Annotated in this window: 9 protein-coding genes; 6 read left to right on the forward strand and 3 right to left on the reverse strand. The window is 49.3% G+C overall.

Annotated features, from left to right (window positions below; genetic code table 11):
- The first annotated feature begins 3 nt into the window (after window positions 1-3).
- The 6 genes from KK083_RS20655 to KK083_RS20680 all read left to right on the forward strand — a co-directional run bounded on the left by KK083_RS20655 (window position 4) and on the right by KK083_RS20680 (window position 6,331).
- Window positions 4-831: a hypothetical protein gene (locus tag KK083_RS20655; RefSeq protein ID WP_254167173.1), complete on the forward strand. Its 828-nt coding sequence runs from the start codon at window positions 4-6 to the stop codon at window positions 829-831.
- Window positions 828-2,879 (forward strand): ComEA family DNA-binding protein, encoded by a 2,052-nt coding sequence (locus KK083_RS20660; RefSeq protein ID WP_254167176.1) that lies wholly within the window; start codon window positions 828-830, stop codon window positions 2,877-2,879. Before KK083_RS20655 ends, KK083_RS20660 begins: the two co-directional genes overlap by 4 nt.
- 272 nt (window positions 2,880-3,151) lie before the next feature.
- Complete coding sequence (locus tag KK083_RS20665; protein ID WP_254167178.1) at window positions 3,152-3,877, forward strand: head GIN domain-containing protein; 726 nt, start codon at window positions 3,152-3,154, stop codon at window positions 3,875-3,877.
- 401 nt (window positions 3,878-4,278) lie between these two features.
- Window positions 4,279-4,602, forward strand: a complete 324-nt coding sequence (rbp, locus tag KK083_RS20670) for an RNA-binding regulator (RefSeq protein WP_254167180.1) — start codon at window positions 4,279-4,281, stop codon at window positions 4,600-4,602.
- A gap of 191 nt (window positions 4,603-4,793) precedes the next feature.
- Complete coding sequence (locus KK083_RS20675; RefSeq protein ID WP_254167183.1) at window positions 4,794-5,699, forward strand: DUF2167 domain-containing protein; 906 nt, start codon at window positions 4,794-4,796, stop codon at window positions 5,697-5,699.
- Between the two features lie 179 nt (window positions 5,700-5,878).
- Window positions 5,879-6,331 carry a DoxX family protein gene (locus tag KK083_RS20680; protein ID WP_254167185.1) on the forward strand — a complete coding sequence of 151 codons (453 nt, stop codon included), beginning with the start codon at window positions 5,879-5,881 and terminating at the stop codon, window positions 6,329-6,331.
- A gap of 125 nt (window positions 6,332-6,456) precedes the next feature.
- On the opposite strand, the gene KK083_RS20685 is transcribed toward KK083_RS20680, so the two are convergent.
- The 3 genes from KK083_RS20685 to KK083_RS20695 form a co-directional block, all read right to left on the reverse strand.
- Window positions 6,457-7,692: a metallophosphoesterase gene (locus tag KK083_RS20685; protein WP_254167187.1), complete on the reverse strand. Its 1,236-nt coding sequence runs from the start codon at window positions 7,690-7,692 to the stop codon at window positions 6,457-6,459.
- A gap of 79 nt (window positions 7,693-7,771) precedes the next feature.
- Entirely contained in the window at window positions 7,772-11,194 is a 3,423-nt protein-coding gene (locus KK083_RS20690; protein WP_254167189.1) for an efflux RND transporter permease subunit, read from the reverse strand.
- A gap of 112 nt (window positions 11,195-11,306) precedes the next feature.
- Entirely contained in the window at window positions 11,307-12,443 is a 1,137-nt protein-coding gene (locus tag KK083_RS20695) for an efflux RND transporter periplasmic adaptor subunit (protein ID WP_254167191.1), read from the reverse strand.

Below are 12,443 nucleotides of genomic sequence, written 5' to 3' on the forward strand. Positions count from 1 at the left end.
ACCGTGACCCATCTAAGGTACACATCTGTTATTGTATTGCTCATTCTTTCGAGCAATTCTTCCAACGCACAAAGCGCTTCATGTCTTATGGGGGCAAGATCCATGAGCATGGGTTATGCGTCGGCTTGTCTTAAAGACGAATGGTCCGTTTTCAATAACGTTGCCGGGTTGGCAAAAGTTGAAAACCTGGCCACAGCTTTCACCTATCAGGCCTTCCCGAATTTTTCACCTTTCAACCGGATGGCGGCAGCGGTAGCGATACCCGTGCCCATGGGTGTTTCGGCCATAGGCGCATACCGCTTCGGAGACGACTTGTACAACGAGCAAATGTTATCGGCTGGTTTCGCCAACACCATGGGACTCGCTTCGCTGGGCATCAGGTTGAATTATATCCAATACCATGCGGAAGGCTTCGGCACCACCCGCGCCGTGTCTGTCAACGCCGGAGGCATCGTAAACATAACACCTTCCTTCTCCATCGGCGCGCACCTGATCAACATCAATCAGCCACATCTCACGCGATCAGGTGGAGAAACACTGCCTGCCGTGATGATGCTCGGCTTCGGAGCGGAAGTCTCAGATCACCTGTTCATTGCAGGAGAAATAGAAAAGGATCTGTTGTATCCCCTCACCTTGAAAACAGGGCTGGAATATCAGGTCCATAAAAAACTGGCATTGCGTACAGGCATCAACCTTCAGCCCAACGCCGCCTTTTTCGGCTTCGGATGCAAGGCAAAAAAAATGGTGCTGGATTACAGTCTTCAGTGGAGCATGAATACAGGCACCAACCACCAGGCTGGCGTGAGTTACCGGTTTAAATCAAAAAAATGAACAGGAGAAATGTGATATGGCCCCTCTTCGTTGCCGGCGTTACCTGCCTGGCACAGGAACATCCACGCTCTGCGCAGGAGCTCTCAAGACTGGAAGAGCTGACGGCCTTCCAGGATGAAGATGCTGACTACGAAAGCCTTTATGAAAATCTGCTGCAGCTCATTGCAGCACCGGTAGACCTGAACAAAGCAAGCGCTGAAGAGCTCGGCGCACTGCACCTGTTAACGCAGCAACAGATCGAGGCGCTCATCCAATACAGAAATGCGTATGGCCCGTTGGTGAGCATCTACGAGCTCCAGGCAGTGCGTGCGCTGGACCTTGAAACGATCCGGCGCATGCAATCCCTTGTAAAAGTCAACGATCCGCAGAGCATCATCGGGCGGTCGTTGCTGGAGCGTGCCCTTTTCGAAAGGAACAGTTACCTGATCACGCGATATGAGCGCACCTTGGAGCACAAAGCGGGCAATGATCACGCCGCCGACACCAGCAAGATCTTCAAGGGATCGCCCGGTAAGCTCTACACACGATTCAGGTCTGCCATACCCGGAGATTACAGTCTGGGCTTCACCGCTGAAAAAGACGCGGGAGAACAATTCCGGTGGAGTGCAAAACAAAAACAGTATGGATTCGATTTTCTCTCTTGCCATGCGCAGATACGCAACAAGGGAAAGATCAAAAACCTGATCGCGGGAGATTACCAGTGCCAGTTCGGCCAGGGCCTGGTATTGGGTGGCCCCTTCGGATTGGGCAAAGGTGCCGAGACCGTGACCACGGCAAGAAAAAATAATGTAGGACTGATGCCCTACACTTCCGTGAACGAATCGGGTTTCTACCGCGGGCTCGCGGGCACTTTTCAGTTGCACAGGCGCATCAGCATCACAGCACTGTATTCAGCCTTGCGAAGAGACGGCAGCGAACAGACCGGTGATGAGCGTAACGTCACCATTTCATCGCTGCAGGTCACGGGGTTTCATCGCAATGACGACGAGCTCAGAACAAGAAAAAAGGTGCTTGAAAAAAATTACGCAGCGGTGATCAGCTATAACCGTGGCAACCTCGATGCCGGTGTGATCTTCCACGGCATTCGCTTCAGCGATCGCGTTCAAAAGAAGCCTACGCCTTACAACCAGTTTGTATTCAACGGGAAAACGAACGTTGCCCTGAGCATGTTTGTCAACTACACACACAGCAATTTTAATTTCTTCAGTGAAATTGCCAGGTCACAGCACGGTGGCAGGGCTGTGATCGCCGGTGTGCTTACGTCACTTCACAAAAAATTCGATCTGGCCATGCTCTTCAGAAAGTTCGATCCACATTACCATTCATTCTATGCCAATGCTTTCGCGGAGAGCTCACAGGCGCAGAATGAAACAGGCATTTACTGGGGATGGAAGTACACCTGGAGCAGGCGATACAGTGTGTGTGGCTACATGGATCTTTTCAGCTTTCCCTGGCTTGGATTCAGAAGATACGCTCCGGCTTACGGACATGAGTGGTTGTTGAAATTCAATTACCAGCCCAGCCGCAAGACCACTGTGTTTGTTCAGGCGAGAGAAGAGAAAAAAGCCCGCAATACCGGTGCGGCCGAAAATCTTTATCGGGTGAGCAACGGTACAAGGCGAAACTTCTGGTTTGTGCTGAGCTGTAGCCCGGCAGAAAAGCTCACCATGAGAACAAGGGCGCAGTTCAACACTTACTCCCTTTACGGAAGCACAACCAAAGGCATGGTTTTGCTGCAGGATGCAAGTTATACGGTGGGGAGATTTCAATGCAGTGTTCGCCATGCTGTATTCGATACTGATGATTATGAGAACCGGAGCTACGTTTACGAAAATGACGCGTGGATGTCGTTCTCGCTGCCTGCTTATGACGGCGTGGGTCTAAGGAACTACGTGCTGCTGGAGTATAAAGTGAGCAAAACGTTAAGCTTGTGGCTGCGATATGCAAGAACCAGGTACATCGATCGAAGCGAAATAGGCTCCGGCGTGGAAATGATAGCAGGAAATACGCGAAAGGATGTTAAATTTCAGGCGCTGATCACTTTTTAAATTATGCATGCCGTAGACCAGATAACGCCCGAAGTGCTTCTTGTGATGTGTATCGGAGGGATCGCCTTTATTATCATTTTCAAGGCCATTTTTCGCAAAAGACATTGATACCGCCGTCTGGCGAAGTAAACAGCCGTTAAGTCATATTTTCTTTAGCCAGGCAGAGTTTTTCCGCGTTTGCGGAGCGCTGCGCGTAAAGTGAGCTTTTACTATTGGCAGGATACGCGTATCTAGGTATAATTTTCAAACCTCCATTAAGTAAAAAACAAACCATGAAAACAAAACTTTTCGCTTTGGTTCTTTGCCTTGTCACCTCTGTGTCGTTTTCGCAGGTAACAAAAAAAGCGTTGGAACTGCCCGAGTTCAAGAGCATTTATGTGAACTCGAACTACACCGTGTATCTGAAACAAACCAACAAGCAGGAAGTTAATGTTGAAGCGCTCACCGAAATATTTTCCGTCAGCGACATCAAGGTGGAGAACGGTATACTGATGATCAACATCGAACGTAAACCCGAAACACCCAACAAGAGTCTGTGGGCCAAAATTGACGACATCAAACTGAACCCCACCATGAAGCTTTATGTGAGCATGAAGAACATCAGCGAGCTGAAGGTGAATAGCGGTGGAAAGATCATCTCAGAAAATTCGCTCGCCGCCAGCAATCTTTCACTCGCTGTGAATGGCAATGGCAGCATGGATGTAGACATCAAGGGCGATATTGTAAAAGCTGAAGTATCAGGCTCGGGTAGCCTGGCCCTGCGCGGTTATGCTACTTCGGTAGACGCGCTCATCAGTGGCTCCGGCAATATCAACGGTTTTACCTGCCCCATTGAAACGGCCAAAGTAGTGCTGACCGGGTCAGGCACATGTGAACTGAATGTTACCAATACCATTGATGCAACCGTGCTTGGCAGCGGCCAGGTGAAGCACAAAGGCAACACAAAGACCACCCAGAAGAAGGTCTATGGTGCGGGCGCCGTTGAGAGAGCCTACTAAAAACCGTCATTTCTACTTTCAAAGTACTATTCCGGCAATACCCGCAGGCTTATGCTTCAGGGTATGAACACTTTTCACCTGAAGCTCAGGGGAATTTGTTCGGAAAAAGCCGCCTGGAACTTACAGCAGGGGTGCTGAAAATGCAGATTTACACGGCCGGAAGCTGGCGGTGTTGTACGCGAAGCACACGTTTGCGATTTTTATAAAAATGGCGCCTGGAAAGGCCCTGGGAAGGCTAAAAACGACGAAATAGCACATTTTCTTTGCATAATTAAAATTTTATTACCTTTATACGTTAATTGATTAAATCTTTCTCTGTGCTTCATCAAGATTCATTGTGTCGTTCCAGTCAAAGTTTATCAGTTTTCGTAAACTAATTTCTCATTTATTTATTCAAAACAATGAACATTTATGTTGCCAACATCCCTTTTAAGGCTTCAGAACAGGAATTAAAGGGGTTATTCGAAGAGTATGGCGAAGTTTCTTCAGCCAAAATTATTATGGACAAAGTTACGCAGCGTAGTCGTGGTTTCGGTTTTATCGAAATGGCTGACGAATCTGCGGCTCGCCAGGCTATCACCAGCCTGAACGGTTTCAATTTCTTAGGTAAAACCTTGGTTGTGAATGAAGCTAGACCCAAAACTGACGCTCCCCGTGGCGGCGGTGGTGGTTATAGAAGTGGCGGTGGAGGATTTAACCGCAGAAACGATAATAACGGCTATTAATCAAGTACGCGATATTATTAGGAAACCGAAAACTGCTCCAACCCCCGTTGGAGCAGTTTTTTTTATGCCATCTCCTGCCCTGTTTTGTTCAGTTGGATAGCCGATTTCACCAGTTGATTGTAAAACTTACAGCGAGTTGGCGTTGCCCTGGCAAATGATGTTATTGCCGCCCGGCACCTTAAACATTTGCTATGAGAAAAAACATTTTCGCAGCGGCATTGATGCTGCTCGTCCAGTTATCTTATGCGCAAGATGCAGCGGACTCCGCCCCGCTTTTCATCGACAGCCTGGAGGCCAGCCTGCACTATCAGGAAGGCGAGATCAAGCTTGACAACAACATCGGTACACTGCAAACACCGGCAGGCTTCCGTTACCTCGATGCAAAGCAGACGACCTATGTACTGCAAGACCTGTGGGGAAACCCCGACGGTTCCGGTACGCTGGGCATGATCGTACCTAAAAACACCGGCCTCCTGGCAGACAATTCGTGGGCCTTTATCATCACCTATGATGAAATGGGATATGTGAAAGATGACGATGCAGATGAAATCGACTATGACGAGCTCATGGGCGAAATGCAGGGAGATACGAAGCAGGAAAACGAAGAACGTACGAAAGGTGGCTTTGAGCCGATCGAGCTCGTGGGATGGGCGTCGAAGCCATTCTACGACAAGGATAAAAAAGTGCTGCATTGGGCCAAGGAGATCAAATTCGGAGAAAGCGACTTCAATACACTTAACTACAATGTGCGCATCCTCGGAAGAAAAGGTGTGGTGGTATTCAATGCCGTCTCTTCTATGAACGAGCTGCCCGAAGTGCAGAAGAACATCACGCCGGTGCTGTCGTCTTTCAGCTATGCCGACGGTTACCGGTATTCTGATTTCAACCCAGAGATCGATGAAGTGGCTGCATGGACCATTGGCGGTCTGGTAGCCGGTAAGATCCTCGCCAAAGCAGGCCTCTTTGCCTTCTTACTGAAATACATCAAGATCATCGGTATGGCTATTGCCGCTTTGGGTGGCGCCATCTGGAGATGGTATAAAAGAAAAACAGCGCTACCCACAGTAAGAAATATTTCCGACGCACCCAACGCATAAAAACGTCGCACCCAACTTGCAAACTTCAAACCTGAAACTCTAAACTTGAAATTTTAAACTTGAAACCTGAAATTTTAAACTCAAAGAGCTGTCCGGCTGCCGGGCAGCTTTTTCTTTTTTGATTGCACTTGCCGCGATTTTTTCGTAAACTTTGTATACATCAAAAATATTTTACTGCCATGAGTGTTATCACCGATGTTGAAAGGTGGGGTAACGATCATCGCCCTGGCTTTCTGGATATATTCCGTATTGCGCTTGGAGTTTTTATCACCTACAAAGGATTGCAGTTTATCACACACCTGAGTGATCTTCAGAATACGACAGCAGGCATTAATATATGGTTTGCAGGCGCCACGCTTGCCCACTATGTGATCTTTGCACACATTCTTGCGGGCCCTATGATCGCCTTCGGACTTTATACCCGCATTGCCTGCCTGATCCAGCTGCCCATTCTGATCGGTGCGGTTTTTCTGGTGAACTATCCGAAAGGATTCCTGTTCCTGGGAAACCACATGGAGCTTGAAGTTTCATTGATCGTGCTGATCGGTCTGATCGTATTTATGATCTTCGGCGCAGGCAGGTTTTCCATCGATGCAAAAAGAAGAAGAGAAGAAATGGAAGCCACACATTAAGCTGAGAACTTTATCACCTTTACCTAATCCTAAAAGGGCATCAATAAAATTGATGCCCTTAGTTTTTATTACCGAATTCGTTTTGAATGACCTGTAGGATTCAGGCTAATCATTCGCACCGTTGATCAGGCGCGTTTCAACTCCATGATGGTAAGCTCAGGAGGCATGCCGATCCTTCCGGGATAGCCGAGGTATCCGAAACCGCGATTCACATAAAGATACTGTGAACCTTCCTGGTACAATCCTGCCCACTGCTTGTAAGCATATTGCGAAGGACTCCATTTGAAGTTGCCGAGCTCAATGCCGAACTGAAATCCGTGTGTATGCCCTGAGAACATCACATCGATGTCTTTATACGAAGGGCGCACCTGCGCATCCCAGTGGCTCGGATCATGCGAAAGCAAAAGTTTAACGGCCGCTTCGTTCGTGCCCTGGTGAGCCAGGTCAAGTCTTCCGTATTTGGAGAACCTTCCTCCACCCCAGTTTTCGTTGCCGAGAATGGCAAGCTTCTCACCTCCCTGCTCGATGATGTGATTCTGGTTCATCAACAGTTTGAAGTTCATCAACCGGTGCGCCTCCATCAGGTCCTTGAAATTACGGCGCTTTGCTTCTGTGGAGTCCCAGCGATGATAATCGCCGTAATCATGGTTGCCCGTAACAGAATAAACACCCAGTGGTGCCTTGAACTTATCGAAGATGTTGATGTAGTCTTTTACCTCACTGCTCTCGTTGTTCACCAGGTCGCCTGTGAAAAAAATGAGATCAGGCTTTTCGTTCAGCATCATTTCCACACCACCTCTCACCGCTGTCTTGTTGAAGAAGCTTCCGGAGTGAATATCGGAAACGTGACCTATTTTAAGACCGTCAAACGATTTGGGAAGATTGGGAAGTTTAACCGTAACACGTTTCACCCGGTAGTCATGCGCGCCTGAAAGAATTCCGTAGGCCATGGTTCCAAAGGGAATGGAGGCAGCCACCAACGCTGTCTTCGCAAGGAATTCTGACCGTGGGATGGCGTTGCCCGGCAAATGCTCGGGGTCGCCGCGGTAAAAGAATTGCGCAAGCCACTTCACACCGCGCGTGATGTCATCCATAAAGACAACCACGATGCCGAACACTTTAGAAAGATAACTGCCCAGCAATGCTGTTCTGATCCAGGTCCAGGTTCCTCCGCTCTGGCGATAGGGGTCCCCGAAAAGCCACCATGACAGCACCGCAATGCTGAGTATTGTCGGTATCCAGAAACCGAAGCGGAGCACATTTTTCCATACGGGCGTCCAGCCTTTGCTTACCGTGATAATAGCCTGAAACAGGTAATAATCGATCAGCAGCATTAGTGTTGCAAAAATCAGGAAGGTCATGATGCGGGATTTCATATAAAAACGGGAAAGTCGTCTTGTTTGTTAAGACGACTCTCCCGGAATTTTAGTTCAAATAGGATCAGATCGAAGCAACGGCTCCATCCACGTCAGGAGCTGGCTGGTTGCGCTTCTTAAAGATGCGCTCCTTAAGCTTGGTGGTAAGCAGGTACATTACCGGCACCAGGATCAGCGTAAGGAAGGTACCGAAGATCAAACCGAAGATCATGGTCCATGACAACGGGCCCCAGAAGGCTACGTTATCGCCGCCGAAGTAAATATGCGGGTTCAGCTCAGTGAACAGCTTCACGAAGTCGATGTTCAAACCAACGGCAAGCGGTATCAGGCCTATGGTTGCTGCCATGGTGGTCAGCAATACCGGCGTCATACGGGTTCTGGCTGCTTCAATAATCGCTTCGTAGAGCGGCACGCCTTGTGAGCGCAGCAGCTCTGTGAATTCAACCAGCAAGATACCGTTGCGCACAACGAGGCCGGCCAGCGCCATGATACCCACACCCGTCATAATAATGGAGATCTCCATTTTGAAGAGCGAGAAACCGATCAGCACACCAATGATACTGAACAGGATCTCAGACAGGATGATCACTGGCTTGCTCACAGAGTTGAACTGGGTTACAAGGATCATAAAGATCAGCATGAACGCCAGGCCGAATGCCAGCGCCAGGAATGCGCCGGTCTCTGCCTGATCTTCCTGCTCACCTGTCATCCTGATGGTAACACCGTCAGGAGCCTGGAATGACTCGAGGCGACGCTGGATGTCTGCCACAACCTCGTTCGGGTTATAATCACCCAGCACGTTTGACGACAGGGTGATCACACGTTTCTGGTCGATCCTTCTGATACCGGCGTAGCTGTTAGAGTAATCGATCTTGGCAACTGCCGACAGCGGTACCTGGCGAACCACGCCACCGGAGCCCATATCGCGGTAAGTAATGGGCAGGTTGATCAGCGTGTTCACATCGTTGCGCTGGTCTTCCCTGATCCTGAGGTTGATATCGTAATCGTCATCGTCGTCACGGAACTTAGATACCTCGCGGCCATATACAGCGGCATTCAAAGCAAAGCCGATCTGCTGGGTTGAGATACCTTCGCGGTTGGCCTTCTCACGGTCTATGGTGATCTTCACTTCAGGTTTATCGGCCTGGAAGTCAGACTTGAGCTCTTCCACCCCGGGCACCTGTTGTGCTATCAGGAAACGTTTGGCTTTATCGGCTGTTTCCACCAGCAGATCGAAGTTATCGGCAGCGATCTCGATGTTGATCGGCTTACCGGTCGGAGGACCGTTAGCTTCCTGGTTCACAGAGATCTCAGCGCCTTTAATCCCCTTAACAGCTTCACGGATATCATCCATATATTTTTTAGTAGACTCGCCATTGCGCGAAGCAAATTTTACGAACGCCACCTGCACTTTGCCCAGGTGGGGCATTGCCTGCTGGCCACCTTCAAACGGATCTTCGCTGGCACCGATGGCAACGTTCGAGATCACAGACTCAACAATAGGGTTGCGTTTTCCATCGCGACTCATGGTTTTGATCACGCGGTCTTCGACGATGGCCGTGATAGAATCCGTTACACGCTGATCTGTTCCGATAGGCATACGGATGTAAGCGAAGATAAAGTTAGGGTCACCGTTGGGGAAGAACACTACCGGAGGTTTGCGGATGGCCGTGAAAACGAACGAGAAGATAAACAACCCGATCACCGCTACCACAACCCAGATAGGCCTGTAGCGATACAAACACCATGTAACAACACGCTTGTAACCTTCCTGCACTTTAGGCCAGGCCGAGGTCTGGAAATTGGAGATCACTCGCTCCAGAAGGAAATGGTGCAGCACATACAGCAGGTAAAGGAAAACAACAAAGTTTCCGAGGCCTACGCCAATCAGATAAGAGACGATCGCTATACCTGCGAAAATAACGCTGGTAACTTTGAAACCTTTGGTGACCTTAGATCGCTCCTTGTCATCATGCTGGTCATGGTCATGCGCCGTCATAAAGTCAGCCGCAAAAACAGGGTTGATGATGTAAGCAACCACCAGCGAAGCCAGCAGGGCAACGATGAGGGTAATGGGCAGGTACATCATGAACTTACCGATCACACCGGGCCAGAAGGCCAGCGGAATGAACGGCGCCAGCACCACCATAGTACCGGAAAATACCGGGAGGAACACCTCACCCGCAGCGATCTTGGCTGCCTTGCGAATGGGTACTTTTCCATTGTCAAATACACGGTGTGTGTTCTCGATCACCACAATGGCATCATCAACCACAATACCCAGCGCCAGCAGGAACGAGAACAGCGTCATCATGTTCAATGTAAAACCGATTCCCGGAAACACAAGGAATGCGATGAAGCTCGAGATCGGTACAGACAACCCCACGAAGATAGCGTTGGTCACCCCCATGAAGAACATGAGGATGATGGTTACCAGTATAAAGCCGATGATGATGGTGTTGATCAGGTCGTGCAGCGTTACGCGTGTGTTATCGGACTGGTCTGCCGTAACAGTTACTTTCAGTCCGGGGGGCAGCACACCTTCTTCATATTCTTTGATGATGGCCCTGATATTGTCAGAAGCATTGATCAGGTTCTCGCCGCTGCGTTTAACGACGTTGAGCGTAACCACGTTCTTTTTATCCAGCCTGGCAAAGCTCTCCTGCTCTTTGTGGCTGTCCACCACTTCAGCAATGTCTTTCAGGTATACTTTGCCACCCTTGATGGAACCTACCACGGTATTGCCCATCTGCTCGGCATTATCATACTCACCGCTCACGCTGAGCGATCGTTTTGTTCCATCAACAGCAAGCTGGCCGCCCGGAACAATAACGTTCTCGCCACCAATGGCCTGTGATATGTCATCGAAGCTCACACCTGCCAACGCTGCCTTGTACATGTCAACGTTGATCTGGATCTCACGGTCGAGCGCACCAACGATATCGATGCGGCGGATCTCTTTGAGGCCCTCGAACCTGTCTTGCATCATCTCGGCATAACGCTTCAGGGTCTGAAGGTCATAATCGCCGGAGAGGTTCACGTACATGATCGGAACTTCCGAAATGTCGATGTCCATGACCACCGGATCGTCCGGAAGGTCATTGGGAAGATCGGGTTTCGCACGGTCAACCGCGTCTTTCACTTCACGCTTGGCTTCCGCCACGTTCTCATCGGCTTCAAATTCGATGATCACGTTCGAAAAGTCCTGAATAGAGTTGCTGGTGACCTTCTTGATACCGGAAATAGATTTCACCTGCTTCTCGATCTGTTTGGTGATCAGGTTCTCGATGTCTTCAGGGGCAGCGCCCGGATAAGGGGTAGCCACATAGATCTGCGGAAATACAACTTCGGGGAAGTTCTCCTTCGGCAGGCTGTTATAGGTTATGATACCCATCAGACAGATGATCACCGTGGCCACGTAAATAGCCACCTTGTTATCGATCGCCCAACTGGTGGGTTTAAATTCTTTGCCTTCTAAGTCTTGCATATCGTTAGAAATTAGATGTGAGGTCTGAGATGTGAGATATGAGATATGAGCGCTGAATCTTTCGTCTCCTCCCGATAGCTACCGGGACTCATATCTCTTATCTCATGTCTATTTATATCTTGACGTATTCGCCGTCGTTCAGGCCCTGATATCCTACCGTGATCAGTTTGTCACCGGCATTCAGACCTTTCACTCCTGCAAGGTTACCGTAAACGCCGTCTACTGTAACCACTTTTTTGCGGGCAACGGTTTGTTTACCCTTGGCCTCGGCAACGTAAACGATCTTTTCGTTGTTCACCTGCTGGATCACGTTCACAGGAACTACCAGTGTTGAAGGCTCTGTGCGGAAAACCACTTTTACAGTAGCCGTCATGTTGGGGCGCAGGTCGGGCTGTGAAGGAAGCTTCACTTCGATGTTGAACGTGCGTGACAAAAGGTCGATGGTTCTGCCTACGAAAGTTACACGGGCCTCGATCTCCTTCTTCAGCTCAGGGATGTTCACGATCACTTTATTACCTTTTTTGATATCCGTAACATAAGCTTCAGAAACGTTGGCCAGCAGTTTCAGGTCAGAGGCGTTCACCACCCTGAAGGCAGGCATGCCAGGAGCAATGTTCTCACCAGCTTTTACCGTTACTTCATCTACCACACCACTGATGGGCGATTTGATGCGGGTCATTTCGTTCTGTTCTTGTACGGAAGCCAATTGCTTCTCGAGGCTTTCTTTGTTGGTCTTGGACTGGAGGAACTGAACTTCAGTACCGATCTTCTGATCCCACAGGTTTTTCTGGCGCTCGTATACTGCGGTGGCAAGCTCGAGCTGCGCTTTCATAGACTCGATATTGCGAACGATCACTGAGTTATCGATCTGTGCCAGCACCTGTCCTTTGGTAACCTGCGAGCCTTCGGTGACATAAACCTGGGTAACAACACCCATCGATTTTGCACTTACAAGGATATTGTTCTCTGATTCAACCCTGCCCTGTGTTTGAACAAAGTGATCGAATTTGCGCGGCTGAAGCTCTTCTACAGCAACTTCTTTTGCCTTCACTTTGGTTTCAGCATCGGGGTTCTCTTTGGCGATCTCCTCTTCGAGCTTCTGGATCTCTTTGGAGATATTGGCCTGTTCGGTCTTCAATTTTTCGAGACGGGCCTTTTTATCATCTTCTGGTGATGCAGCGCTGCAGGCGGCCAGCAAACCGGCAACAACAACAGCAACTGCCAAACGATTGTACAAAGTAGGTTTCAT

Origin of the sequence: Chryseosolibacter histidinae (assembly GCF_018598225.1) — a bacterium.
Taxonomy (GTDB): Bacteria; Bacteroidota; Bacteroidia; order Cytophagales; family Cyclobacteriaceae; genus Chryseosolibacter; species Chryseosolibacter histidini.